The sequence below is a fragment of the Sphingopyxis sp. EG6 genome (genome assembly GCF_003609815.1).
Lineage (GTDB): Bacteria > Pseudomonadota > Alphaproteobacteria > Sphingomonadales > Sphingomonadaceae > Sphingopyxis.
In genome coordinates, this window is the sequence record NZ_AP017603.1 from 2,337,377 (window position 1) to 2,361,278 (window position 23,902).

Sequence of the window (23,902 nt, forward strand, 5' to 3'; positions counted from 1 at the left end):
GATGCTGACCGAAATCAATTTCGACGGGATCATCGGCCCCAGCCACAATTATGCGGGGCTCAGCCGCGGCAACATCGCTTCGGCGTCGAACGCGGGTGACGTGTCGCAGCCGCGCGCAGCGGCGTTGCAGGGCATCGACAAGATGCGCCACAATCTGGCGCTCGGCCTGCCGCAGGGCTTTTTCATGCCGCTCGATCGCCCCGACACACGCTGGCTGGAAACGCTAGGCACGACCGAAGAAGGCGCCGAGGCCCACCTTCGCGCGCAGGCCTGGTCGGCGTCGTCGATGTGGGCGGCGAATGCCGCGACCGTCTCGCCCGCCCCCGACAGCGCCGACGGCAAATGCCATCTGACCGTCGCCAACCTCGTCACCATGCCGCACCGCAGCCACGAATGGCCGGGGACGCTGGCGCAGCTGCGGCTGGCCTTCGCGAACCCGGCCTTTGCGGTCCACGCGCCGATCCCTGCGCCCTTTGGCGACGAGGGCGCGGCAAACCATATGCGGCTGTGCAGCGGGCACGACGCCGCGGGCGTCGAAATCTTCGTCTATGGGTTGAGCGGCGGACGCTTTCCCGCGCGCCAGCATCTCGACGCATCGAAAGCGATCGCGCGTCACCATCGGCTCGATCCCGCGCGCACGCTGTTCATTCGCCAGTCGGACACCGCGATCCAGGGCGGCGCCTTTCACAACGACGTTGTCGCGGTGGCGAACGAGCATGTGCTGTTCACCCACGAAACCGCGTTCGAGGATCGCGAGGCCGCGCACGCCGAAATTCGCGCCGCCTTTCCCGCCGTCGAGATCGTCGAAGTGCCGACCAGCGCGGTGACGCTGCCCGACGCGATCAAATCCTATCTGTTCAACGCCCAGCTCGTCAGCCTGCCCGAAGGCGGCATGGGGCTGGTGCTGCCGACCGAGGCGCAGGATACACCCGCGGTCTGGACGTGGCTGGAGGCGCATGTCGCGGGGAATGGCCCGATCCGCAAACTGCTGCCGGTCAACGTCCGCCAGTCGATGGCGAACGGCGGCGGCCCCGCTTGCCTGCGGCTGCGCGTCGTCGCCGACCCTGCGACGGTCGATCCGCGCTTTATCGCCGACGCGGCGAAGCTCGACCGGATCGCCGCGGTGGTCGCGAAGCATTGGCCCGAAGCGATCGCGCCGGGCGACCTGACGTCCGCAACGCTGGCGGGCGAGGTTCGCAAGGCGCGCGCCGCGCTCCTCGAAGCGCTCGACCTCAGCATATTGGCCTGACCTGTGAAAATGCGCGAACTGATCGGCACGGCGCTTGTCCCGGGCGGCGACGAACTGCGGCTGTTTCGGCGCGGCGATGATTTCATCATCGCGGTCGAGGGCAATGAGCTCATGAGCAGCCGGATGAGCGGTTCGGAAGAAGCGCTGGCGACGATGACCTGCGACCGGCTACGCAGCACCGATGGCGCACACCTGCTCATCGGCGGCTATGGCATGGGCTTTACGCTGCGCGCCGCGCTGGCGACGCTGGGGCCGGACGCAAGGATCACCGTCGCCGAACTGGTTCCCGGAATCATCGATTGGGCGCGCGGACCGATGGCCGACCTTGCCGCCGGCTGCCTCGACGATCCGCGGGTCGAGCTTGTCCTGCATGACGTCGCGACCGTGATCGGGTCGGCGACGCGCCGTTACGATGCGATCCTGCTCGACGTTGACAATGGCCCCGACGCCCTGACGCGGGCCGCCAACGACCAGATCTACTCGTCGACCGGGTTGGCGATGGCCAGGGCGGCGCTGCGCCCCGGGGGCATATTGGCGATATGGTCGGCCGCGCCCGATCCGCGCTTTACCCGCCGTTTGAGCGCCGCGGGCTTTGCGGTCGAAGAGGTCAGTGTGCGTGCGCGCAGCAACGGCAAAGGTCCGCGCCATATGATCTGGTTTGCGCGGGCGGGTTAGGTGCGTGCCACGCGGTCGGCGGCGAACGACTGAAGTAAGACGTCGCCCCCGCGCAGGCGGGGGCCGCTGTCGGTTTACGCAGCGACGAAGGAAAAGGCCGGTAGCGGCCCCCGCCTGCGCGGGGGCGACGGTTTAGATACGCCCACCTCCACCCCATAGTCGACGCTCGTCGCCACGTCGGCTCTTCCCTCTGCTGTCGGATTAACTTACAGTTTACCATAAGCCCGCGGCGACAAATCCCGCTTTTGCGCCAGTGGCATGGCTCTTGCTGGGTAAACTGCGATGTTGAAAAAAATCGGACGCCTGTTCGTCATCAAGACCCGCTTTGAAGCGTGCCTGATCATCTATGCGCTGGCGGTGGGCGCCATGGCGCGCGGCAGCGCCTATCTCCATGAATATCCCGGCATCGGCGGCCAATTGTTGCTGGTCGCGTGCAGCGGCGCGGTGTTCCTGGCGGGCGCAAAGATTTTCGACTGCCTGCGCTATGAACAGGCGGCGGCGAAGGCAAAACAGGCGGAATAAGCGCCTGCGGCCTTTCGGATGTCATCGCGATATGCCAAGCCCGGTGCCATGAGCAGGATCAGCGGCCGCCCGGCCATCAGCACCGAACATGTCTATGGCCTGACGCTGCGCGTGGCGCGCTGGCGGGCCGATGTCGGCGGCACGCCGCTGTTGTTCCTGAACGGTATCGGCGCGGACATCGCCGCCGCTGCGCCGCTGCTGGCGCAGATGCACGGGCGCGAGGTGTGGACGCTCGACATGCCCGGCGTCGGCGGCTCGCCCGACGCGCTGCTGCCCTATGGCGCCTCGACGATCGCCGCGGTGGTGATGGAGATCGCCGAGCGGCTGGGTCACAAAATGCTCGATATCGCCGGGTTCAGCTGGGGCGGCGCGCTGGCGCAGCAGATCGCGATCCAGTTCCCGGGGCGCGTTCGCCGCCTGGTGCTGATGGCGACGACGCCGGTGATGGGCGCCCCGGGTATCGGCTGGACCGCACTGTTCGACGACGACATGCTGGCGAGCGGGCTGAAGATCCAGACCGCGACGCCGCTCGGCATCGCGTATCAGACCGCCGCCATGGCGGGGTGGAGCAGCGCGGCGTTTCTGCCGGGGCTAAAGAAGGTGCCGACGCTGGTCCTGACCGGCGAACGCGACGGCGTGATGCCCGCCTGTTACGGTCAGATGCTCGCCAGCCTGATCGACGGCGCTGTGCTGGAGGTGGTGCCGGGATCGCACCTGTTCCCCTTTACCCACGCCGCCGCCATCGCGGCGCGGATCAGCGCGTTTCTGGAGCAGCCGGCGGCGGCGCGGCAAGCCGCCGCTTAAGGAAGTCGGCGATCGCCGCAGCGGTCGCATCGGGGTCTTCATCCATCGGCAAATGACCGATATCCTTGAGCAGCACGACCTCCGACCCCGCGATCCGTTCGTGAAAGGTCTGCGCGGCGCTGGGGTTGATCAAGCGGTCCTTGTCACCGAACAGAATCAATGTCGGCGCCTTGATCTGCCCGACCTGCGCCGCCATCGCGGGCTCGCGGTCCAGCCTCGCGCGCAGCACCGTCGCCTCGCGATTGCCCGGAAAGCGCAGCAGTTCCCAATAGCGGTCGATCATCGCTTCATCGACGATCGCCTGCTTCGCGACCGAACCGCGCAGCGACTGTTCGACCAGCGTGCGCGGCGTGATCTGCGTCGCGAGCCAGCGTCCGGCAGGATATTTAAGGATGCGAAAGCCGATATTGGATTCGGGCGCCTTTTCGCCCTTGCGGAGCGGCATCCCCGCGGCGTCGAGCAGGAGCAACGCATCGACTCGTTCCGGTTGCGCCAGCGCATAACGCCACGACACCCAGCCGCCCATCGAATTGCCGCCAAGAATGAAGTGATCGAGTCCCAGCTTGGCCGCGACGACATCGACCGCCGCCGCCATGCCGTCGGCGCCATAGTCCTTGTCAGGCGTCCCGCCGGTCAGCCCATGCCCCGGCAGGTCGAGCGTCACAATGCGATAGCCCCCGCCCAGCCGCTGCACCAGCGGTTCCCACGTATGCAGGCTACTGTTCGAGCCGTGAAGCAGGATGATCGCGGGGGCATCACGTTTGCCCTGGTCGCGGTAATGGATGCGCTGGCCGGCGGGCCCCGCGGCAAAGTTCGCGTTCGGCCCGCCATATTTGGCGATCATCGCATCGCGATCGGTATCGGAGGTGCGCAGCGCGAAGAAGAGCGCGAGAATCGCGACGAGCAGGCCAAGCGGGATGAGCACCCGCTTGCGCCGGAACAACGGGCGCCGCGGCGGCGGCGGGTCAAATTCGTCGTCGTCGATCATCATGTCACGCCCCCCTCAAGGCGGGGCGAACCTAGCGCGCCGACGCGCCGCGTCAATGCGCGCTATTCGTGGATCGGACGGCGAAAGGTTTCGGGCAGGAACAACAGCCCGATGACGACGGTCAGCGCGGCAACGACGACCGGATACCACAGGCCGTAATAGATGTTGCCCGTCGCGGCGACCATCGCGAACGCCGTAGTCGGCAGGAAGCCGCCGAACCAGCCATTGCCGATATGATAGGGCAGCGACATGGCGGTGTAGCGAATGCGGCTGGGGAAGAGCTCGACCAGCAGCGCCGCGATCGGGCCGTAAACCATCGTCACGAGCAGCACGAGGTAGAAGAGGATGGCAACAACGAGCGGCTTGTTGATCGCCGCCGGATCGGCCTTGGCAGGGTAACCCGCGTCAGTCAGCGCCCGTTCGAGGTCCGAGCGGAAGGCCGCGATCGCTCCCGCGCGATCCTCTTCGGCAAGGCGCCAGGGATCGGGCGCGGCGAGGACGCGCGAGCCGATGCGGACGCGCGCGGGATCGCCCGTCATGCGCTCGCGCGTGAACGCCGTATAGGTCGCACCCGCCTTGGCCAGCGTCGACTTGATGATGTCGCAGCCGCTGCCCTCGAACTTGTTGCGCCCAATCGGGTCGAATTGGAACGAGCAGGCGCCGGGGTCGGCGGCCATGATCACCGCGGCATTCTGCTGCGCCTTCGCCATCGCCGGGTTGGCGGCGCTGGTCAGCATCTGAAACGCGGGAAAGTAAGTGAGCGCCGCGAGCGCGCAGCCCGCGAGGATGATCGGCTTGCGCCCAACCTTGTCGCTGAGCCAGCCGAAGAAGATGAAGAAGGGGGTGCCGAGCGCGAGCGCGATGGCGATCAGGATGTTCGCGGTCGCGCCGTCGACCTTCAGCGTCTTTTCGAGGAAGAAGAGCGCGTAGAATTGGCCCGAGTACCAGACGACCGCCTGCCCCGCGACCGCCCCGAACAGCGCGACGAGCACCCATTTGAGGTTCGCCCAGCGCCCGAACGCTTCGGTCAGCGGCGCCTTTGACGTCGTCCCTTCCTCCTTCATCTGCCTGAAGACCGGGCTTTCCTCGAGCTGGAGGCGGATCCACAACGACACGCCGAGCAGGATCACCGAGATCAGGAAAGGTATTCGCCAGCCCCAGTCGGCAAACGCCGCTTCGCCCATTACCGAGCGGATGACGATGACGACGCCGAGCGCCGCGAACAGGCCAAGCGTTGCGGTGGTCTGGATGAAGCTGGTGAACAGGCCGCGTTTGCCCCCGGGCGCATGTTCGGCGACATAGGTCGCGGCGCCGCCATATTCGCCGCCAAGCGCAAGCCCCTGAACGAGGCGGAGCAGCACGAGAAGGATCGGCGCGGCGACGCCGATCGACGCGTAGCTGGGCAGCACGCCGACGAGGAAGGTCGACACGCCCATCAGGCCCATGGTGACGAGAAAGGTGTTCTTGCGCCCGACGAGGTCGCCGATGCGCCCGAATACGATCGCCCCAAAGGGTCTTACGGCAAAGCCCGCGGCAAAGGCGCCGAGCGCGAAGATGAAGCCGGTGGTTTCGTTGACGCCCGAGAAGAATTGCGCCGAAATGACCGTCGCCAGCAGGCCGTAGAGGTAGAAATCATACCATTCGAACACGGTGCCGAGCGACGAGGCGAGGATGACCTTGCGTTCGCTTTGGCGGCTGTCGATGGGCGTAGCGACTTGCTCGGTCATTCTCTTCCCCCGTTCGCCCTGAGCCTGTCGAAGGGCCGTTCTTCTTTCAGCCACGCTAAAGGAAAGAACGGTGCTTCGACAAGCTCAGCACGAACGGAAAGAGAATATTGTTCGGTGCGTCAGCCGACGCGCTTCACTGCGCCCTTATGTGCGCCGACGCTTTTGTTGCGCGGGCGGAAGCGGCGCTTGCGCTGACCTTCGGCGCCTTCGCCCGCTGCACCATCGCGGCGCGGGCCGCGTTCGCCCTGCGGCTTGGCACCGCCGCGGCCGCGATTGGCCTCCTGACGCTGGCGATTGGGATCACGCCCCTGGCTGCCGGTGTCGCGCGGCGGCGCGACGGGCTTGGGCAGGTTGCGCACCAGTTCGTTGAAGTTCTCGGGCAGCGGCATCGGTTCGGACTTCGACCGGGTAACGCGCTCGATGTCGCGCATATAGGGCCGCTCGTCGGGCGCAATGAAGCTGATCGCCTTGCCCTCTGCCCCGGCGCGTGCGGTGCGGCCGATGCGGTGGACATATTGTTCGGGGACGTTCGGGATTTCGAAGTTGATGACGTGCGACACGCCCGACACGTCGATACCGCGCGCGGCAATGTCGGTCGCGACGAGCAGCTTGATGTCGCCCGAACGGAACGCCTGCAGCGCGTGGGTGCGCTGGGACTGGCTCTTGTTGCCATGGATCGCCATCGCCTTGATCCCCGCGCCCGCCAGATGGCGCACGACGCGGTCGGCGCCGTGCTTGGTGCGGGTAAAGATCAGTGCGCGGTCGATATCTTCGCTCGCGATCACCGCATGGAGCAACGCTTGCTTTTCCTTCTGTTCGACGAAGGTCGCATATTGGCTGATCTTTTCGACGGTGGTCGCGGCAGGCGTCACCGAAACCGTCACCGGATCCTCAAGGAACTGCTCGGCGAGATGCGCGATTTCCTTCGGCATCGTCGCCGAGAAAAACAGGTTCTGGCGGCGCGAGGGCAGCAGCTTGGCGATGCGGCGCAGCGAATGGATGAAGCCCATGTCCATCATCTGGTCGGCTTCGTCCAAAACGAAAATTTCCACATCGTCGAGACGCAGCGCGCGCTGGTCGATCAGGTCGAGCAGGCGGCCCGGCGTAGCGACGAGGATTTCGACCCCTTGCGACAGCTCGCGGATCTGCTTGTTGATCGGCACGCCGCCGAACACCGTGGTGACGCGCAGCTTGGTAAAACGGCCATAGTCGCGGCAGCTCTGGGCGATCTGCGCCGCTAGTTCGCGCGTCGGCGCCAGCACGAGCATCCGGCAGCTGCGCGGGTTGGTCTTGTGCGGATAGGTGATCAGGTGATGGATCGAGGGCAAGGAAAAGCCCGCGGTCTTGCCGGTACCGGTCTGCGCGATACCGCACAGGTCGCGGCCCTTCATCAACGGCGGGATCGCCTGCGTCTGGATCGGGGTCGGGACGGAATAATCCTTGGCGGCAAGCGCGCGATTGATGTCGGCGTGCAGGCCAAAGTCATTAAAAGTCGTCATAAAATACTCACATAGGGCGACGCGCAGGCGCATCCGTTCGCATCGAACGGACGGCGCACGGGCCGCGGGTTCGAAACGACCCGCGTGAAAGGGTGCCTCTGGGGACAAAGCGCTGGTCCGGCTCGCCCGCGCCTGAAACTGGGCGGGAAATCACGCTGCCGGTGGTTGCGGCGGATAGGTCCGCCATGCTGCGCTGCACAATATATGGCATGAAAAAGCCCGATTGGCAAGATGCTAGCCAAAAATGATAAATAGATCGACGGCGATCACCAGCAGCGCGAACGCAAGGCGAAGGATGCGCGCGTGCGTTTCGACACGGCGCAGGATCGGCATCGCGGCGAGGGTGCCAAGCGCGCCGCCGGCGACGAGCGCGGCGAACAGCGACCATATGAGCTGACCATGCACGGCATAGGTCGCGCTGGTCGCGCTGCCGAACAAGGTCACCGACACCAGCGATGAAGCCGACGCGTTGGCCAGCGTCATGCCCGTCGCCGCCATCAGCCCCGGCGCGATCAGAAAGCCGCCGCCGATCCCGAAAAATCCCGCCGCGAGGCCCGCGGCAAGGCCCACGGGCGCCAGTTTCCACACCATGACCGGCGTCAGGCGCACCCCCGGATTGCCTTCGTTCTTGCGGGGGATGAGCATGGACAGGGCGATCGCGATCATCGCGGCGCCAAAGGCGCGGATCAGCTGATCGCCGTCGATCGTCATCGCGAGCCGCGCGCCCAGCACCGATCCGAGCAGCCCGGCAACGGCGAACACCGACGCGCAGGGCCATTTCACGCGGCCTGCCTTTGCTTGCGCCAACAACCCCGTCGCGGCGTTGACGGCGACGGCCGCCGCCGACGTCGCGATCGCGGCATGGGTGTCGGCAACCCCGACGACATAGATCAGCCACGGCGTCGCCAGCACCGACCCGCCGCCGCCGAACAGCGTCAGCAGCAACCCGACGAGCAATCCGCCGAGCAGCGCAAGCAGCAGCGCCTCCATCAGCTTTGCGGGCGCAGCCGCCACTGACGACGGTCCAACGCGGCGAGCAAGATCCGGGGGGCGCGCATGTCAGGCCGCCCGTTGTCGGTTCCACGGCGCCAGCATCAGTAGCCGCGCCATGCCGCAAAAGCCGCTGAGCCCGGCGAACAACAGGCCGGCGCCGACAAAAGCCGACAGGCCGAACCAGACGGGGGCGACCAAGGTGCCGAGCAACGCACCGATCAGGATCAGCATACCAGCAGCAATCTGGACCTGCCGCATGATTTCGAGCGGCGCCGAGCGATCGGTCGCCACCGGAAAGCCTGCGCGCTGCCAGCTGTCGAGCCCGCCCTCGAGCACGAACGCCTCGCCGGTCACGCGCGCGGCGAGCCGGTCGCACGCCCCCGCCGTCCGCATTCCCGAGCGGCAGGTGAAGATGACTTCGGCGGCGGGGTCGATCGCGAGATGCGCCTGCTCCCAACCGGAGAGCGGCTGCGACACCGCGCCCGCAATGTGCGACCGCGCAAATTCGTCAGCTTCGCGAATATCGACCAGGACCGCGCCGCGTCCGGTCATACGGGCACGAACCTCCGCCGGAGCGAGGCTGGTGAGTGTTGTGGGCATCAGGACGTCCTCATTTCAGGGGGGCAGAAAAGTTCGGCGAGCGTCTCGATCACCCGCATCGCGGCGGGATCGTCGAGCCGGTAAAAAATCGCCTGCCCTTCTCGGCGCGTTGCGACGATGCCCTCGGCGCGAAGCAGCGCGAGGTGCTGCGACAGCGCCGATTGCGACAGGCCGACGCGCGACTGGATATCGCCGACGGCCAATTCGCCATCGGCCAGCTGGCAAAGGATCATCAGCCTTTTTTCGTTGGCGAGCAGACGCAGCAACGTCGCGGCGCGGCCAGCGCTGGCTTCGAAGAGGCTGAGGTCAAAACGGGTCAGGTCGAACATGGTGCCAATATATTAGTTGATTCTAATTTAGCAAGCACTAATATATTGGCAAAGGAGACTCGCCATGACCCCCGCCCCCGACGTCACCGGCTATTTCGATCAGGACACGAATACGATCAGCTATATCGTCGCCGATCCGCAGAGCGGCACTGCTGCGATCATCGACCCGGTGCTGGGTTTCAGCCAGCGCGACGGGCGCACCTCGACCGCCGCCGCCGACCGCCTGCTGGCCGAGATCGACGCGCGCGGGCTGCACCTGGCGTGGATACTCGAAACGCACGCCCATGCCGACCATCTGACCGCGGCGCATCACATTCACGAACGCACCGGCGCCCCGATCGTCATCGGCCGCCATATCGGCGACGTACAGCGCATCTTCGCGCCGCTGTTCGCCGCCAGCGACGTCGTTCCCGACGGCAGCGCCTTTTCGCGGCTGGTAGACGAAGGCGACAGCTTGTCGCTCGGCGAGCTGACGATCGGGGTGATGCACACGCCGGGGCATACGCCCGCGTGCGTGACCTATAGGATCGGCGACGCGGCCTTCGTTGGCGATACGCTGTTCCAGCCCGACTATGGTACGGCGCGCGCCGATTTTCCGGGGGGCGACGCGGCGACGCTCTATCGGTCGATCCGCAAGATTTTCGCGCTGCCCGCCGAAACACGCATTTTCACCTGCCACGACTATCCGACCGGGGACCGCAGCGAACCCGAATGGGAATCGACCGTCGCCAAGCAGCGCGCGGCGAACATCCATGTCCATGACGGGGTCAGCGAGGCCGATTTCGTCGCGATGCGCAGCGCGCGCGACAAGGGACTGGCCGCGCCGCAGCTGGTCCTGCCGGCGTTGCAGGTCAACATCCGCGCCGGGGAACTGCCGCCGCCCGACCCCGACGGGCGACGCTATCTGCGCATCCCGCTCGACACGATCTGACCCGCGCCTCGCTCTTGAGTCGCCTGCGGCGCTGCGGCAAGGTTGCGGCCAAAGCGGGAGAGCATCATGGCGGACAAGATCATCGTAATCGACGAGGGGACGACCTCGACCCGAACGATGCTTTTCACCGCCGACGGCACCCCGCTGGGCAGCGCGCAGCGCGAGTTTCGGCAGCATTATCCCGGCCCCGGGCTGGTCGAACATGATGCCGCCGAAATCTGGGAGGCGACGCTCACCTGTACCCGCGCGATGATCAAGAAGGCCGGGGGTGCCGACCGGGTCGCCGCGATCGGGATTACCAATCAGCGCGAAACGGTGGTGTTCTGGGACCGCGCCACTGGCGAGCCGCTGGCGCCCGCGATCGTGTGGCAGGACCGCCGCACCGCCGACGATTGCGCGGCGCTGAAGAATGCGGGGCACGAGGCTGCGGTGCAGGAGACGACCGGCCTGCTGCTCGATCCCTATTTTTCGGGGAGCAAGATCGGCTGGGCGCTGAAGCATTGGCCGCAGCTGCACGACGCGGGCGACCGGCTCGCGGTCGGGACGATCGAATCCTATCTCGTCTATCGCCTGACCGGCGGGGTGCACGTGAGCGATGCGAGCAATGCGTCGCGCACCTTGCTCATGAACATCAATGGCGCGGGCGGTTGGGATGCGGGGCTTTGCGATCTGCTTGGTGTCCCGTTGTCGCTACTGCCCGAAATCACCGGCTGCACGACCAGCGTCGGCGCGACCGATCCCGAGCTGTTCGGCGGCGCGATCCCGATCTGCGGCATGGCGGGCGACCAGCAGGCTGCGACGATCGGCCAGGCGTGCCTTGCGCCGGGGCAGACCAAGGCGACCTTTGGCACCGGCGCCTTCATCCTGTCGGCGAGCGGTACCGTGCGCCCGCAATCGGCCAATCGCCTGCTCGCGACGGTGCTGGTGCAGGAAGGCGTCGTACGCTCCTATGCATTGGAGGGATCGGTGTTCGTCGCGGGCAGTCTGATCAAATGGCTGCGCGACGGGCTGGGGCTGCTCGCCAGCGCGGGTGAGAGCGAGGGACTGGCGCGATCGGTCGCGGACAATGGCGGGGTCTATCTGGTCCCTGCCCTCACCGGGCTTGGTGCGCCGCATTGGCGGCCCGATGCGCTCGCGGCGATCTCGGGCCTCAGCTTTGCCAGCACCAAGGTGCATGTCGCGCGCGCTGCATTGGAGGCGCAGGCGTATCAGGCGAACGACCTGAAATCGGCCTTTGCCGCCGATGGGGTCGACTGGGCGGACCTGCGCATCGACGGCGGAATGGCGGCGAACGACTGGATGGCGCAGGACCTAGCCGATATGCTGGACCTGACCGTCGAACGCCCCGATTTTGTCGAAAGCACGGCTTTGGGCGCCGCGATGCTCGCGGCGACGGGCGCGGGGCTTTTTACCGATCTGGCGAGCGCGGCGAAAGCGATGCGCGGTACGACGACGCGCTTCACCCCTGCGCTGGCTGCCGAAAAACGCAAAACGCGCCTTGCCGGGTGGCAAAGCGCGCTTGCAAAGATTTTGGGCTGATTGCCGTCCCCGCGAAGGCGGGGGCCGCAGTCGGCCTTGCGCTATGTCGATAGCGGCCCCCGCCTTCGCGGGGGCGACGGCCATCAACGCTTGAGCGACAGACCGCCGAAACGCTTGTTGAACTTCGCAACCTGGCCACCCGCATCGAGCAGGCGTCCGGTGCCGCCGGTCCAGGCCGGATGCGCGGTGGGATCGATTTCGAGCGTCATGGTGTCGCCCTCTTTGCCCCAGGTCGAGCGCGTCTGATATTCGGTGCCATCGGTCATCTTGACCGTGATCATGTGATAGTCGGGGTGAATGTCTTTTTTCATGTCTTAAGCTCCTGTGCCGCTGGTTACCGACCAGCAGCGTGAGTCTGTGCGTCCGGAAACGCGAAGGTGCGGCCTTTAGTGGCGAAATCCCAATTCCGCAAGTGCGCTTCGCCTTCCCTCTCGTCATCCCGGCGAAGGCCGGGATGACGGGCTGAGGTGAGAGAGTTTTCTTAGTCGCTCGGCGGGTCGGCGATCATCGCGGTGAACTGGCACTCGGCCGCCAGGACGCCGTCGAGCATCGCCTTGCCCTCGAAACGGCAGACGCTGCGCTTGGCCTGGATGATCGTGGCGTGCAGGTCGAGCAGACAGCCGGGTTCGACCGGCTTCCGGAACTTCGCCCCGTCGATCGCCATGAAATAGACGAGCTTGCCGGTCCCGGCGAGCCCCATCGATTCGATAGCGAGGACACCGGCGGCCTGCGCCAGCGCCTCGACGATCAAGACGCCGGGCATGATCGGCCGACCGGGGAAATGGCCCTGGAAAAAGGGCTCGTTCATCGTCACCGCCTTGACCGCGTGGATCGACGTGTCGGGCACGATCGAAACCACCCGGTCGACGAGCAGCATCGGATAACGATGCGGCAGCAGCGTCAGGATCCGGCGGACGTCCGCCGCCCCGATCGCCCCTGCTGCTTTATCCCCGTCGGACACGATATTAACGCGTCGTCGGCGCGGTGCCGGTCGGCGCCGGTGCGGCGGGCGTGGCGCCCGGCTGCGCGGCGCGAGCGGCGTCCATCAGCTGCTGGTTGCGCTGCTGGACCAGCTGGCCCGGCTGGTAACCGGCAGGAACCGCGGTCGAGACGGTCGGCAGGATGCGGTTGAGTTCGGTCACGACGGCGTCGGTGATGTCGACATTGTTTTCGCGCGCCAGCACCGCATCGGGGTTGAGCAGCAGGTCGATCTTTTTCGCGACCATTGCGGCGCGGATCGCTTCGTTCATGCGAATGCTGATCTGGTCTTCGACATAGGCGATCGCGAGTTCGATCGGCGCGCCGATCTGACCGAGTTCGGCCTGCGCCGCCTGGCGCTTGTCCTGAACGGCCTTGCCGGCGGCTTGCAGCGCGGCCTGGTTCTGCGGGGTCTTTTTCGCCTCTTCATTATATTTGGCGATCAGGACGTTGATCTCGGCCTGCAGGGTCTGGCCGCGCGACTGCTGCTGATCGATCTGGGCCTTGTAGGTGGTTTCGATCTGCTGCGAGGCGACGGTAAAGGCGTTCGAGCGCGCAGCGGCGACGCGAACGTCGGCGACGCCGACGCCCTTTGCCTGCGCGATGGCAGGTGCGGAAACGATCGGCGAAACCGACAGCGTGGCAATGGCCAGCGCCGAGGCGACAAGAATTTTCTTCATTAGAATTGGGTTCCTACGTTGAATGAGAAGCGTTTGGTATCATCGCCCTCTTCTTTGCGAAGGGCGTAAGCGAAGTCGATCCGGAAGGGACCGAAGGGGGAGTTCCAGTTGACCCCGGCGCCGATCGCAACGCGCGGCATCCAGCTGTCGCCAAAGAAGCGTTCCTCGAACGGATCGAGGCGCGAGAAGCCGGTCGGACAGCTGGTATATTGGCCGGTGCCCGTCGGCACGCCGCCCGGCGGCGTCGTCGTCGTTTCATCGGCGAACTGGCTGGTTCCCGTCGTCGCGTTGCGGCACAGCGACTTGATCAGGCCAAAGCCCGGCGCGGCGGGGTTGGTTTCGCGGAAATTGGCGAGCGTGGTCAGCGTCGGTCGTTTCACGCTGAACACCGAACCGACGTCGAGGAAGATCGACGGCCGCAGCCCCAGTTCCTTGGCCCCGGTGCCGAGCGGGATGTCGAGTTCCAGGCGGCCCTGATAATAAGCGCGGCCGCCGAGCGCGTCGTCGATCTGACCCCGGTCGCGGTCGCCCTCGGTGATCACGATCGGATTGGCGGGGTCGGTATTGTCGACCGAATAGCGGATCACGCGGGGGCCGACGCCGCGAATGTCGAAACCGCGCATCTGCGGTTCGCCGAGGAAGAAGCGGTCGGTCAGGCGCACCTTGTCGCTGCCCGGGGTCGGGGCGCTGCCGAAGGGATAGATATAGCCGCCCTCGGCCGACACGTTGAGGACGAAACGGCTACCCAGGTTGAAGTGCTTCGACGCATTGGCGCGGGTGCGGACATATTTGACGCTGCCGCCAAGGCCCGCGAAATCCTGGCTCAAGGACAGCGACTGGCCGCGCGTCGGACGGATGCGATTGTCGCGGTCGTCATAGGCGAGCGTGTAACCGATCAGCGAGGTCGTGCGCTTGCCGATCGCGTCGCACAGATAGCGCCCGGCGACGAGCGGGTCGCACTGGTTGCCGAAGAAATAGATGCCGCGGTCGAGCGTCACATCGTCATAATTCAGGCTGTAACGTCCGAAGAAGGACATGAATTCGGTGAGCGGCACGCCGGCGTTGAGCTGGAACCCGGTGGTCACCTGCTGGAACGTCGTCTGGCGATCATTGTTGATGAAGTTGAACGAGTTCAAATCGCGGCGATAGATGCTGCCGCCGACCGAGATATTGCGGTCGAACAGATAGGGTTCGGTAAAGCCGAGCTCCACCGACTTCGAATAGCTCGAATAGTTGACCGAAGCCTGCAACTGCTGGCCGAGGCCGCGGAAGTTGCGCTGGCGGATCGACGCCTGGAGCAGGAAATTCTCGATCGACGAGAAACCCGCGGACAGCGACAATTCGCCGGTCGGCTTTTCCTCGACATTGGTTTCCAGGATGATGCGGTCGGGGGCGCTGCCCTCCTTGCGCTCGATCTCGAGATTTTCCTGGAAATAACCCAGACTGTTGATGCGGTTTTCGGTGCGCTTGATGCCGAAGCTGTTGAAGGCGTCGCCTTCGTTCAGACGGAATTCGCGGCGCACGACCTTGTCGTGGGTCAGCGTGTTGCCGTTGACGTCGATGCGCTCCACATAGGTACGCGGGCTTTCGGCCACGTTGAAGGTGATCTGCATCGTCCGCGTTTCGGCGTCGCGGCGGAATTCGGGATTGATGTCGGCAAAGGCATAGCCGAACAGACCGGCGGTTTCGCTCAGGCTTTCGACCGTGTCCTCGACCAGCTTGGCATCATACCAGTCGCCCGTTTTCATCGGCAGCAGCGTCTTCAGCATCTCGGGCTGGAAATCGCGCAATTCGCTCTTCACATCGACGTCGCCGAATTTGTAGCGTTCGCCTTCCTCGACCACATAGGTGATGATGAAGTCCTGCTTGTTGCTGGTCAGCTCGGCGACCGCCGAAATGACGCGGAAATCGGCATAGCCGTTCTGCAGGTAGAACAGACGCAGCTTCTGCTGGTCATAGGCCAGGCGATCGGGGTCGTAGCTGGTGTTCGACGACAGGATCGTCAGCAGCCCCGATTCCTTGGTCGCCATCTCGTCCTTCAGGTCACCGTCGCTGAACTTTTCGTTGCCGATGATGCTGATCTGGCGAACCTTCGACTTCGGCCCCTCGTTGATTTCGAACACGACGTCGACGCGGTTCTGGTCGAGCGACACCATCTTGGGCTCGACGGTCGCGGCGAAGCGGCCCTGCCGCTTGTAGAGTTCGATGATGCGCGCGACGTCGGCGCGGACCTTTGAGCGGGTGAAGATCTGGCGCGGCGCGAGCTTGATCTCGGGGCGGATCTTGTCTTCCTTCAGGCGCTTGTTGCCTTCCAGGATGACGCGGTTGATCACCGGGTTTTCGGTGACCTCGATCGTCAGCGCACCATTGTTGTCGGTGATCTGGAAATCCTTGAACAGCTCGGTCGCGGCAAGGTCCTTCAAGGCCTGGTCGAGGATCGACCGGTCATAACGCTGACCGACGCGCAGGCGAAGGTACGACAGGATCGTCTGCGCCTCGAGCCGCTGGTTGCCGACGATGGTGATCGACTGGACCGTGGTCGCGGCGGGCGCCGCTTCGGGAACGGGCGCTGGGACGGTCGGCGGCGCGACCTCCTGCGCCATCACCGGCGCTCCGAGCATCGTTCCTGCCAAAAGGAGGGCCGACAGCTGTGTCCGCGCCGAGAATTTGTGTGAAGCCACGCTGTTCATCCCGAAAAAATAACTCAAAAGCGCCAAGCCCGCCTGACCGCGGGTTCGCGCGCAACTCCCTGCCCCAGACTCGCTAGCCAATCAAGCGCGCGATCCCGTCCCACAGGCCCAATGAGCCCAAATCGTTGAAAGTCACGACCAGCATCAGCGTGACGATCGCCGCAAAGCCGAATCGAAACGCCCATTCCTGTGCCTGCGCAGGCGCCGGGCGGCGCCGCACAGCTTCATAGGCGTAGAAAAGCAAATGGCCTCCATCAAGCATGGGCAATGGCAAGAGGTTGATGAACCCCAGATTGATGGAAATCAGCGCGATGAAGAATATCAGCGACGCCAGCCCCAGCGTGGCCGCCTGGCCCGACACTTCGGCAATCTTCACGGGGCCGTTCATGTCCTTGATCGACCGGCGCCCGGTCAGGAACTGGCCGAGCACCTCGCCGGTCTGGCGGACGATCTGCCAGGTCTGGCGCAGGCCGACGGCAGGCGCCTCGAGCAAGCTGACCGACTGGATCTGAACCGGCGGCGGCGCCAGCCCGATGATCGCCCGTTCATATTCCTTGCCGAACGGATCCTTGTCTTTGACCAGCCGCGGGGTCAGCGCGATCGTCCGTTCGCTGCCACCGCTGGCGACGCGGACCTGCATCGTTTCGCCCGGACGGTGCGCGACCGCCATCGGAATATCGCTGAATACGTCGATGCTGCGCCCATCGATCGCGACGATCCGGTCGCCCGGACGCAGGCCAGCGGCGTCCGCCGCCGACCCCGCCTCGATCCCGCCCGCAATGGGCGGCGTCACTAGCGTTCCGCCCACCCAGGCAAAGCCCGCAAGGATCAATATGGCGAAGAGGAAATTGGTCACGGGCCCCGCCGCGACGATCAGCGCGCGTTTCCACACCGGCTGCGCGGGAAAAGTGTGCGATTTCTGTTCGGCGGGCAGATGCTGCCACTCGGCGTCCGGCTGGCTGACGGCATCGCGGTCGCCGGCGAACTGGACGTAGCCGCCGAGCGGCAGCCAACCGATCTTCCATTCGGTGCCGCGCTTGTCGGTCCAGCTGACGATCTTACGCCCGAAGCCGATCGAGAAGGTATCAGCCTTCACCCCGCACCAGCGTCCGACGATGTAATGGCCATATTCGTGCACGAACACGAGCGGGCCGAGCACCGCCAGAAATGCGATCGGATAAAGCCAAAGCGGAACGTCAAGCATGTTCATATTGGTTCACAAAGCGTTGGGCAGCCGCACGCGATGCGGCATCGACGCTGAATATATCTTGAAGCGATGACGGCGCGGCGGGCGCATCGGCGTCGATCACGCGGCGCACCGTATCGACGATTGCCGGAAAAGCGATGCGACCCGCAAGGAAGGCGGCCACCGCCACCTCGTTCGCGGCGTTGAGCTGCGCCGGGCGCGCGCCGCCCGCGGCGATCGCAGCGCGGCAGAGCGCGGTCGCGGGGAAACGCACCTCGTCGGGTGCTTCGAAATCGAGGCGCGCGATCGCCGCGAGGTCGAGCGGCGCGCACGGCGTCGCCATCCGTTGCGGCCAGGCGAGCGCGCTGGCGATCGGGATGCGCATGTCGGGCGAGCCGAGCTGCGCGAGCGTCGAGCAGTCGACATATTCGACCAGGCTGTGGATCACCGATTGCGGGTGGACGAGGATTTCGATGCGGTCGAGGCCGACGGGGAACAGATGATGCGCCTCGATCAGTTCGAGCCCCTTGTTCATCATCGTCGCCGAATCGACGCTGATCTTGGCCCCCATCGACCAGTTGGGGTGCGCGACCGCCTGCGCCGGGGTGACGGCCGCCATTTCATCGGCGCTCATCGTGCGGAACGGGCCACCGCTCGCGGTCAGGATGATGCGACGCACCTGTTCGATCTTGCCGCCAGCGAGACATTGGAAGATCGCATTATGCTCGCTGTCGACCGGCAGGATGGTGGCGCCGGAGGTCCGCGCAACGGCGGTCATCAATTCGCCCGCCGATACCAGTGCTTCCTTGTTGGCGAGCGCAACATCGTACCCGCCGGCCAGCGCTGCCATCGTCGGGGCGAGCCCTGCGGTGCCGACGATCGCCGCCATGACCAGATCGGTCGGGCGCTGCGCGGCCTCGACCAAGGCATCGGCTCCGGCCGCAACGTCGATGTCGGTGTCGGCCAGCGCATCGCGAAGCTCGCCAAAGCGCGCCGCATCGGCGATCACCGCGACATCGGGGCGAAATTCCCGGGCGAGCCGTGCCAGTTCGGCGACGTCGCTGTTCGCGGTGAGCACGGTGACCCGCCACGCCGCGCCGTCGCGCCGCACCAGGTCGAGGGTCGATTGCCCGACCGACCCGGTGGCACCGAACAGCGAAAGGCGGCGCTGCGTCATGTCAGCCCGCCGTCCCGACGCTGAGTTGCCCGAGATACGCCAGCGCGCCGAGCAGCAGCGCCACGGGCAGCACGCCGTCGACGCGGTCGAACAATCCGCCGTGGCCGGGGATGAGCTTGCCCGAATCCTTGACGCCCGCGCGGCGCTTCATCCAGCTTTGCGCGAGGTCGCCGATTTGCGCGAGCAGCCCCACGAACAGGCCGATCCACAGCGGCACGCCGATGATGCCCGCGCGGTCGCCGATGGTGGCGCTGGCGATCAGCGCCGCGACCATGCCGCCGATCAGCCCCGACCAGGTCTTCGACGGGCTGATCTTGGGCGCGAGGCGTGCGCCGCCGAAGGCGCGGCCAGCGAAATAAGCGCCGATGTCGGTCGCCCACACCATGCCGAATACCCACAGCGCCGCGGTCATGCCGAGCTGGTCGCGGATGAACGACAGCCCCGCCATCGCGCCGAGCACGAGGATCGGGCCGAGCGCGTTCAGCGCGGCCTTTGCACCGCCGCCAAGCGTCATGCGCTTGACGAGCTGAAACCATTCGACCAGCACGAGCGCGCCGCCGACGAGCAGGAGCAAGCCGAACGCCAGCCCGCCGAACCACAGCGCGGTGCCCGCGATCGCGAACAGGATGATCGCCGACCCGATCCGGGTCCACAGGTCCGATTTTGTCGCGGTTGTCATGACTTCACACTTCCCCGCCTTGACCAACCAAATCCAAATAAATCAACCCGTTCCCCCGCGAAGGCGGGGGTCCATCACCGATCCCCTCGAAATTCGGCCAGCGGCGGCGAAATAGACAGAGGGCAGGTGATGGGCCCCCGCCTTCGCGGGGGAACGGTGCTTGGTTCGAAGCATGGTCCATCACCTCACAAACCCCCATAACGACGGTCGCGCCGCGCGAAATGGTCGAGCGCCGCCTTCAGGTCGGCGGGCGTGAAATCGGGCCACAGCTTGTCGGTGAAATAGAGCTCGGCATAGGCCGATTGCCAGAGCAGGAAGTTCGACAGCCGCACTTCGCCCGAGGTGCGGATCAAGAGGTCGAGCGGCGGCATGTCGGCGGTGTCGAGGTGTGCGGCGAGCGTTTCCTCGGTGATCGGCCCCTCGGCCGCGGCGGCGGTCGCCGCACGCACCAGTTCATCCTGCGCGCCATAGTTGAGCGCGACCGCCAGCGTCGTGCGCTTGTTGCCCGAGGTGCGTTCGAGCGCATTGTCGATGAGCGCGACGACGTCGGGCGCGAGCGCGCGCCAGTTGCCGATCACTTTGAGCCGGACGTCGTTCGCAGCAAATTCGTCGAGGTCGCTGAGGATGAAGCGCTTCATCAGCCCCATCAGGTCGTTGACCTCTTCCTCGGGCCGTTTCCAGTTTTCGGAGCTGAAGGCGTAGAGCGTCATCGCCTCGATCCCGAGGTCGCCCGCGGCGCGCACGATCGTCCGCACCGTCTCGACCCCCGCCTTGTGGCCAGCGACGCGGGGCAGCAGGCGTTTTTTCGCCCAGCGGCCATTGCCATCCATGATGATGGCGACATGGCGAGCGCCGTGACTCATAGATCCTCCCCGGAACGGGGAGGGGGACCACCGAAGGTGGTGGAGGGGCACGCGAAGCCACGCGCGGCGTATGATAGAGGGTGCCCCTCCACCATGCTTCGCATGGTCCCCCTCCCCGTTCCGGGGAAGATCGCGATGGCGGCACCGTCGCGCATCGGCTTAGCCCAGAATTTCCTTTTCCTTGGCAGCCGCGGCGGCATCGATTTCGGCGATCGTCGCGTCGGTCAGCTTTTGCACCTCGGTCTCGTGGCGCTTGCGCTCGTCCTCGCTGATTTCCTTCTTGTTCTCGTCGGCCTTCAGATTGTCCATGCCGTCGCGGCGGACGTTGCGGACCGCGACGCGCGCCTTTTCGGCATATTGGCCGGCGAGCTTCGACAGCTCCTTGCGGCGCTCCTGCGTCATTTCGGGGATCGGCAGGCGCAGCATCTGGCCGTCGACGATCGGGTTGAGCCCGAGCCCGGCCGAGCGGATCGCCTTGTCGACCGGGCCGACGTTCGATTTGTCCCACACCTGCACCGACAGCATGCGCGGTTCGGGCGCGCTGACCGAGGCGACCTGGTTGAGCGGCATGTGGCTGCCGTAAACCTCGACCGTCACCGGATCGAGCAGCGCGGTGTGCGCGCGCCCGGTGCGCAGGCCCGAAAGGTCGCTTTTTAGCGATTCGACCGCACCGTGCATGCGGCGTTCGAGGTCGGCCTTGTCATATTTCGCCATCGTCTTGTCCTCTCTTTTGCTTTGGCTCAGGCGGTCGCGGCGGCATCGGTGACGACGGTCGAAACCCCCTCGCCCGCCAGCACGCGCGCCAGATTGCCGGCTTCGCGAATGTTGAATACGACGATCGGGATCTGATTGTCGCGGCACAGCGCCACCGCGCTCGCGTCCATCACCTTCAGATTGTCGGCGAGCACCCGGTCGTAGCTCAGCGTGTCGTAACGGACCGCGGACTTATCCTTTTTGGGGTCGGCATTATAGACGCCATCGACACTGGTACCCTTGAGCAGTGCATCGCACTTCATCTCGGCGGCCCGCAGCGCGGCGCCGCTGTCGGTGGTGAAATAGGGGGCGCCCACCCCCGCAGCAAAGATCACGACGCGCCCCTTCTCCAGATGGCGTTCGGCGCGGCGGCGGATCACCGGCTCGCATACCTTGTCCATCTCGATCGCCGACTGGACGCGCGTCTGGACGCCCAGCTGTTCGAGCGCATTCTGCATCGCCAGCGCGTTCATCACGGTCGCAAGCATGCCCATATAATCGGCCTGAGCCCGGTCCATGCCCTTGGCAGCGCCCGCCATGCCGCGGAAGATGTTGCCGCCGCCGATGACGAGGCAGATTTCGAGCCCGCGATCCTTGGCTTCCTTGACCTCGGTGGCCATGCTCGCGACGGTTTCGGGGTCGATGCCGAACGGGGTCGAACCCATCAACGCCTCGCCCGACAGTTTGAGCAAAACGCGTTTCATGCCGGGTAGAGCCATGTCGGGGGGAACCTCTTTGGGAATTAGATACGCGAATGGCGCGCACCCTAGTGAAGGCGCGCGCCATTGCCAAGCGGACTGCCATTTGCTTTCACATCGTCATGCTGAACTTGGTTCAGCATCCATGGCCCGGCCTTGCCTACCGAACCTGCGGAGACCGGGAGGACCGGCCATGGACCCTGAAACAAGTTCAGGGTGACGAGAAAAAGGGCGGCAGTCCCGATTTCGGATCAAACGCCGGCGACCGCCGCGACTTCCGCCGCGAAATCGCTTTCTTCCTTCTCGATGCCTTCGCCGAGCTGGAAGCGGGTGAAGCCCTTGAGCGTGATCGTCGCGCCAACGTCCTTGCCGGCAGCGGCAACGACTTCGGCAACCGGGGTCTTGCCGTCCATCACGAAGAGCTGCGACAGCAGCGCATTTTCCTTGCGGAACTTGGCGATCGCGCCGTCGACCATCTTGGCGACGATGTCGGCGGGCTTGCCCGACTGGGCGGCCTTTTCCTCGGCGATCGCGCGTTCGCGCGCGACGAGGTCGGCGTCGAGATCGTCGCCGTTCAGCGCCAGCGGGTTCGCGGCGGCGACGTGCATCGCGAGCTGCTTGCCCAGCGGTTCGAGCACATCGGCGCCCGCGGTCGATTCGAGCGCGACGAGCACGCCGATCTTGCCCATGCCGGGCGCAGCCGCATTGTGGACATAGCCGGTCACGACGCCCGAGCCGACCGACACGATCGCGGTGCGGCGCAGCGACTGGTTCTCACCGATCGTGGCGATATTCTGGGTCAGCGCCTCGGCGACGGTGCCGCCGGTCGGATAAGCGGCGGCGCCCAGCGCTTCGATGTCGGTGATGCTGCCGGCGAGCGCGACATTGGTGACGTCGCGGACGAAGCCCTGGAATTGTTCGTTCTTGGCGACGAAGTCGGTTTCGCTGTTCACTTCGACCATCGCACCGCGCGTGCCATCGGTGGCAACGCCGACGAGACCTTCGGCGGCGACGCGGCCAGCCTTCTTGGCGGCGGCGGCGAGACCCTTGGTGCGCAGCCAGTCGATCGACGCTTCAATGTCGCCGCCATTTTCGGCAAGCGCCTTTTTGCAGTCCATCATGCCGGCGCCGGTGCGGTCGCGCAGTTCCTTGACGAGAGCGGCCGTAATTTCAGCCATGGGATATTCCTTTCCAAAAGGGCGGGCCCGTTTCGGCCCGCGGGACGTCCGCGCGCATGGCGGGACGACAAGTCAAAACGATGACGGGACAGCGTCGGGCAGAGCCGCGCCGTCCCGTCATGCGCAAAGCGGATTAAGCGTCGCTCTGGCGTTCGGTTTCGGCGGCCGCTTCGGCCGGAACCTGTTCATCTTCGGTCACAGCCGCTTCGACGAGCGTGGGTTCGGCAACGGGTTCGACCGCCGCACCCAGATCTTCGCCGCGATCGGCGCGCGCCTGCTGGCCGCCACGCGTCGCGGCCTGAGCGATCGCGTCGCAGTAGAGACGGATCGCGCGGGCGGCGTCATCGTTCGCCGGAACCGGGAAGGCGATGCCGTCGGGCGAGACGTTCGAATCGAGGATCGCGACGACCGGAATGCCAAGGACGTTGGCTTCCTTGATCGCGAGCTCTTCCTTGTTCGCGTCGATCACGAACATCACGTCGGGAATGCCGCCCATGTCGCGGATGCCGCCAAGGCTCATTTCGAGCTTGTCGCGTTCGCGCGTTTTGTTGAGCACTTCCTTCTTGGTCAGGCCCGAGGTGTCGCCCGAAAGCTGTTCCTCGAGGGTCTTGAGCCGCTTGATCGAGTTCGAGATCGTCTTCCAGTTGGTGAGCATGCCGCCCAGCCAGCGGTGGTTGACGAAGTGCTGACCCGAAGCGCGTGCGGCGTCGGCGATCGGCCCCTGCGCTTGGCGCTTGGTGCCAACGAACAGCACCTTGCCACCCGAGGCCGCCGACGAAGCGACGAATTCGAGCGCGCGCGCAAAGAGCGGCACGGTCTGCGACAGGTCGAGGATGTGGATGCCGTTGCGCGCACCGAAGATGTACGGCTTCATGCGCGGGTTCCAGCGGTGGGTCTGGTGGCCGAAGTGGGCGCCAGCCTCGATAAGATTCTGCATCGTGACGACAGGTGCCGCCATGGTCTTTCTCCTTCCGGTTGGTCCTCTGGAAAGCAAGAACCAGGTGTCGCAAGCGACGATCCCGGCACCGGTTTATGTGCGCCTTCCATGTGGAATGGGCGGCCCGTTAGCGGCCTTGGCGGTCAAAAGCAAGCGTCGAGCACGGCTTTGCGACGAGCCGCGGGCGCGCGCCGTCGATCGATCCGGCGACAATTTGACTCAGTTCG

Annotated in this window: 24 protein-coding genes; 6 read left to right on the top strand and 18 right to left on the bottom strand. The window is 65.6% G+C overall.

Annotated elements, in window-relative coordinates; genetic code table 11:
• Position 1: 1 nt before the first annotated feature.
• The 4 genes from SPYCW_RS11315 to SPYCW_RS11330 all read left to right on the top strand — a co-directional run bounded on the left by SPYCW_RS11315 (position 2) and on the right by SPYCW_RS11330 (position 3,250).
• Positions 2 to 1,249 carry an N-succinylarginine dihydrolase gene (locus SPYCW_RS11315; RefSeq protein WP_120216888.1) on the top strand — a complete coding sequence of 416 codons (1,248 nt, stop codon included), beginning with the start codon at positions 2 to 4 and terminating at the stop codon, positions 1,247 to 1,249.
• Between the two features lie 3 nt (positions 1,250 to 1,252).
• Positions 1,253 to 1,924 carry a spermidine synthase gene (locus SPYCW_RS11320; protein ID WP_120216890.1) on the top strand — a complete coding sequence of 224 codons (672 nt, stop codon included), beginning with the start codon at positions 1,253 to 1,255 and terminating at the stop codon, positions 1,922 to 1,924.
• A 282-nt stretch (positions 1,925 to 2,206) separates the two neighbouring features.
• Entirely contained in the window at positions 2,207 to 2,446 is a 240-nt protein-coding gene (locus tag SPYCW_RS11325; protein WP_120216892.1) for a hypothetical protein, read from the top strand.
• A gap of 48 nt (positions 2,447 to 2,494) precedes the next feature.
• Positions 2,495 to 3,250: an alpha/beta fold hydrolase gene (locus SPYCW_RS11330; RefSeq protein WP_120216894.1), complete on the top strand. Its 756-nt coding sequence runs from the start codon at positions 2,495 to 2,497 to the stop codon at positions 3,248 to 3,250.
• Here SPYCW_RS11330 and SPYCW_RS11335 read toward each other — a convergent pair.
• From SPYCW_RS11335 to SPYCW_RS11360, 6 genes are all read right to left on the bottom strand, one after another.
• Positions 3,201 to 4,241, bottom strand: coding sequence for an alpha/beta fold hydrolase (locus tag SPYCW_RS11335; protein WP_232014680.1), 1,041 nt, complete (start codon positions 4,239 to 4,241; stop codon positions 3,201 to 3,203). The two genes, SPYCW_RS11330 and SPYCW_RS11335, sit on opposite strands and share 50 nt — an antisense overlap.
• 59 nt (positions 4,242 to 4,300) lie before the next feature.
• Complete coding sequence (locus SPYCW_RS11340) at positions 4,301 to 5,965, bottom strand: MFS transporter (RefSeq protein ID WP_120216896.1); 1,665 nt, start codon at positions 5,963 to 5,965, stop codon at positions 4,301 to 4,303.
• A 119-nt stretch (positions 5,966 to 6,084) separates the two neighbouring features.
• Complete coding sequence (locus tag SPYCW_RS11345; protein WP_120216897.1) at positions 6,085 to 7,464, bottom strand: DEAD/DEAH box helicase; 1,380 nt, start codon at positions 7,462 to 7,464, stop codon at positions 6,085 to 6,087.
• A 234-nt stretch (positions 7,465 to 7,698) separates the two neighbouring features.
• On the bottom strand, positions 7,699 to 8,478 hold the full coding sequence (locus tag SPYCW_RS11350) for a sulfite exporter TauE/SafE family protein (RefSeq protein ID WP_232014681.1): 780 nt from the start codon (positions 8,476 to 8,478) through the stop codon (positions 7,699 to 7,701).
• Between the two features lie 45 nt (positions 8,479 to 8,523).
• Positions 8,524 to 9,057 (bottom strand): rhodanese family protein, encoded by a 534-nt coding sequence (locus SPYCW_RS11355; protein WP_120216898.1) that lies wholly within the window; start codon positions 9,055 to 9,057, stop codon positions 8,524 to 8,526.
• Entirely contained in the window at positions 9,057 to 9,386 is a 330-nt protein-coding gene (locus SPYCW_RS11360; protein WP_120216899.1) for an ArsR/SmtB family transcription factor, read from the bottom strand. Before SPYCW_RS11360 ends, SPYCW_RS11355 begins: the two co-directional genes overlap by 1 nt.
• 64 nt (positions 9,387 to 9,450) lie before the next feature.
• On the opposite strand from SPYCW_RS11360, the gene SPYCW_RS11365 reads away from it, so the two are divergent.
• On the top strand, positions 9,451 to 10,317 hold the full coding sequence (locus SPYCW_RS11365; RefSeq protein ID WP_120216901.1) for an MBL fold metallo-hydrolase: 867 nt from the start codon (positions 9,451 to 9,453) through the stop codon (positions 10,315 to 10,317).
• Positions 10,318 to 10,383: 66 nt separating this feature from the next.
• Positions 10,384 to 11,856, top strand: coding sequence for a glycerol kinase (locus SPYCW_RS11370; protein ID WP_120216903.1), 1,473 nt, complete (start codon positions 10,384 to 10,386; stop codon positions 11,854 to 11,856).
• A gap of 83 nt (positions 11,857 to 11,939) precedes the next feature.
• On the opposite strand, the gene rpmE is transcribed toward SPYCW_RS11370, so the two are convergent.
• From rpmE to rpsB, 12 genes are all read right to left on the bottom strand, one after another.
• Complete coding sequence (rpmE, locus tag SPYCW_RS11375; RefSeq protein ID WP_120216905.1) at positions 11,940 to 12,167, bottom strand: 50S ribosomal protein L31; 228 nt, start codon at positions 12,165 to 12,167, stop codon at positions 11,940 to 11,942.
• Between the two features lie 170 nt (positions 12,168 to 12,337).
• Positions 12,338 to 12,817: a 3-hydroxyacyl-ACP dehydratase FabZ gene (gene fabZ, locus SPYCW_RS11380; protein ID WP_120216907.1), complete on the bottom strand. Its 480-nt coding sequence runs from the start codon at positions 12,815 to 12,817 to the stop codon at positions 12,338 to 12,340.
• 4 nt (positions 12,818 to 12,821) lie between these two features.
• Entirely contained in the window at positions 12,822 to 13,514 is a 693-nt protein-coding gene (locus SPYCW_RS11385) for an OmpH family outer membrane protein (RefSeq protein WP_120216908.1), read from the bottom strand.
• On the bottom strand, positions 13,514 to 16,204 hold the full coding sequence (gene bamA, locus SPYCW_RS11390) for an outer membrane protein assembly factor BamA (RefSeq protein WP_120216909.1): 2,691 nt from the start codon (positions 16,202 to 16,204) through the stop codon (positions 13,514 to 13,516). The genes SPYCW_RS11385 and bamA overlap by 1 nt, the downstream gene beginning before the upstream one ends.
• A 73-nt stretch (positions 16,205 to 16,277) precedes the next feature.
• Positions 16,278 to 17,408, bottom strand: coding sequence for an RIP metalloprotease RseP (gene rseP / locus SPYCW_RS11395; RefSeq protein ID WP_120218265.1), 1,131 nt, complete (start codon positions 17,406 to 17,408; stop codon positions 16,278 to 16,280).
• Positions 17,401 to 18,567, bottom strand: coding sequence for a 1-deoxy-D-xylulose-5-phosphate reductoisomerase (locus SPYCW_RS11400; RefSeq protein ID WP_120216911.1), 1,167 nt, complete (start codon positions 18,565 to 18,567; stop codon positions 17,401 to 17,403). Before SPYCW_RS11400 ends, rseP begins: the two co-directional genes overlap by 8 nt.
• A gap of 1 nt (position 18,568) precedes the next feature.
• The gene (locus SPYCW_RS11405; RefSeq protein WP_120216913.1) at positions 18,569 to 19,246 is read right to left on the bottom strand and encodes a phosphatidate cytidylyltransferase; all 678 of its coding nucleotides are present in this window, start codon (positions 19,244 to 19,246) and stop codon (positions 18,569 to 18,571) included.
• Between the two features lie 185 nt (positions 19,247 to 19,431).
• Positions 19,432 to 20,109 (bottom strand): polyprenyl diphosphate synthase, encoded by a 678-nt coding sequence (uppS, locus tag SPYCW_RS11410; RefSeq protein WP_120216915.1) that lies wholly within the window; start codon positions 20,107 to 20,109, stop codon positions 19,432 to 19,434.
• A gap of 159 nt (positions 20,110 to 20,268) precedes the next feature.
• Positions 20,269 to 20,823 carry a ribosome recycling factor gene (gene frr, locus SPYCW_RS11415; RefSeq protein ID WP_120216917.1) on the bottom strand — a complete coding sequence of 185 codons (555 nt, stop codon included), beginning with the start codon at positions 20,821 to 20,823 and terminating at the stop codon, positions 20,269 to 20,271.
• A 26-nt stretch (positions 20,824 to 20,849) separates the two neighbouring features.
• Positions 20,850 to 21,581 carry a UMP kinase gene (pyrH, locus tag SPYCW_RS11420; RefSeq protein WP_120216918.1) on the bottom strand — a complete coding sequence of 244 codons (732 nt, stop codon included), beginning with the start codon at positions 21,579 to 21,581 and terminating at the stop codon, positions 20,850 to 20,852.
• 230 nt (positions 21,582 to 21,811) lie between these two features.
• Positions 21,812 to 22,738, bottom strand: coding sequence for a translation elongation factor Ts (gene tsf / locus SPYCW_RS11425; RefSeq protein ID WP_120216919.1), 927 nt, complete (start codon positions 22,736 to 22,738; stop codon positions 21,812 to 21,814).
• Between the two features lie 133 nt (positions 22,739 to 22,871).
• Positions 22,872 to 23,696 (bottom strand): 30S ribosomal protein S2, encoded by an 825-nt coding sequence (rpsB, locus tag SPYCW_RS11430; protein WP_120216921.1) that lies wholly within the window; start codon positions 23,694 to 23,696, stop codon positions 22,872 to 22,874.
• Between the last annotated feature and the right edge of the window lie 206 nt (positions 23,697 to 23,902).

What these genes read in the sequence shown, in the direction of transcription:
- rpsB (WP_120216921.1), bottom strand. Translation starts at nt 23,696, where the DNA reads ATGGCGGCACCTGTCGTCACGATGCAGAATCTTATCGAGGCTGGCGCC.
- SPYCW_RS11325 (WP_120216892.1), top strand. Translation starts at nt 2,207, where the DNA reads ATGTTGAAAAAAATCGGACGCCTGTTCGTCATCAAGACCCGCTTTGAA.
- rpmE (WP_120216905.1), bottom strand. Translation starts at nt 12,167, where the DNA reads ATGAAAAAAGACATTCACCCCGACTATCACATGATCACGGTCAAGATG.
- SPYCW_RS11400 (WP_120216911.1), bottom strand. Translation starts at nt 18,567, where the DNA reads ATGACGCAGCGCCGCCTTTCGCTGTTCGGTGCCACCGGGTCGGTCGGG.
- SPYCW_RS11330 (WP_120216894.1), top strand. Translation starts at nt 2,495, where the DNA reads ATGAGCAGGATCAGCGGCCGCCCGGCCATCAGCACCGAACATGTCTAT.
- SPYCW_RS11315 (WP_120216888.1), top strand. Translation starts at nt 2, where the DNA reads ATGCTGACCGAAATCAATTTCGACGGGATCATCGGCCCCAGCCACAAT.
- tsf (WP_120216919.1), bottom strand. Translation starts at nt 22,738, where the DNA reads ATGGCTGAAATTACGGCCGCTCTCGTCAAGGAACTGCGCGACCGCACC.
- SPYCW_RS11355 (WP_120216898.1), bottom strand. Translation starts at nt 9,057, where the DNA reads ATGCCCACAACACTCACCAGCCTCGCTCCGGCGGAGGTTCGTGCCCGT.
- SPYCW_RS11405 (WP_120216913.1), bottom strand. Translation starts at nt 19,246, where the DNA reads ATGACAACCGCGACAAAATCGGACCTGTGGACCCGGATCGGGTCGGCG.
- SPYCW_RS11335 (WP_232014680.1), bottom strand. Translation starts at nt 4,241, where the DNA reads ATGATGATCGACGACGACGAATTTGACCCGCCGCCGCCGCGGCGCCCG.
- SPYCW_RS11385 (WP_120216908.1), bottom strand. Translation starts at nt 13,514, where the DNA reads ATGAAGAAAATTCTTGTCGCCTCGGCGCTGGCCATTGCCACGCTGTCG.
- rseP (WP_120218265.1), bottom strand. Translation starts at nt 17,408, where the DNA reads ATGCTTGACGTTCCGCTTTGGCTTTATCCGATCGCATTTCTGGCGGTG.
- SPYCW_RS11365 (WP_120216901.1), top strand. Translation starts at nt 9,451, where the DNA reads ATGACCCCCGCCCCCGACGTCACCGGCTATTTCGATCAGGACACGAAT.
- pyrH (WP_120216918.1), bottom strand. Translation starts at nt 21,581, where the DNA reads ATGGCTCTACCCGGCATGAAACGCGTTTTGCTCAAACTGTCGGGCGAG.
- SPYCW_RS11340 (WP_120216896.1), bottom strand. Translation starts at nt 5,965, where the DNA reads ATGACCGAGCAAGTCGCTACGCCCATCGACAGCCGCCAAAGCGAACGC.
- SPYCW_RS11370 (WP_120216903.1), top strand. Translation starts at nt 10,384, where the DNA reads ATGGCGGACAAGATCATCGTAATCGACGAGGGGACGACCTCGACCCGA.
- uppS (WP_120216915.1), bottom strand. Translation starts at nt 20,109, where the DNA reads ATGAGTCACGGCGCTCGCCATGTCGCCATCATCATGGATGGCAATGGC.
- frr (WP_120216917.1), bottom strand. Translation starts at nt 20,823, where the DNA reads ATGGCGAAATATGACAAGGCCGACCTCGAACGCCGCATGCACGGTGCG.
- bamA (WP_120216909.1), bottom strand. Translation starts at nt 16,204, where the DNA reads ATGAACAGCGTGGCTTCACACAAATTCTCGGCGCGGACACAGCTGTCG.
- SPYCW_RS11345 (WP_120216897.1), bottom strand. Translation starts at nt 7,464, where the DNA reads ATGACGACTTTTAATGACTTTGGCCTGCACGCCGACATCAATCGCGCG.
- SPYCW_RS11360 (WP_120216899.1), bottom strand. Translation starts at nt 9,386, where the DNA reads ATGTTCGACCTGACCCGTTTTGACCTCAGCCTCTTCGAAGCCAGCGCT.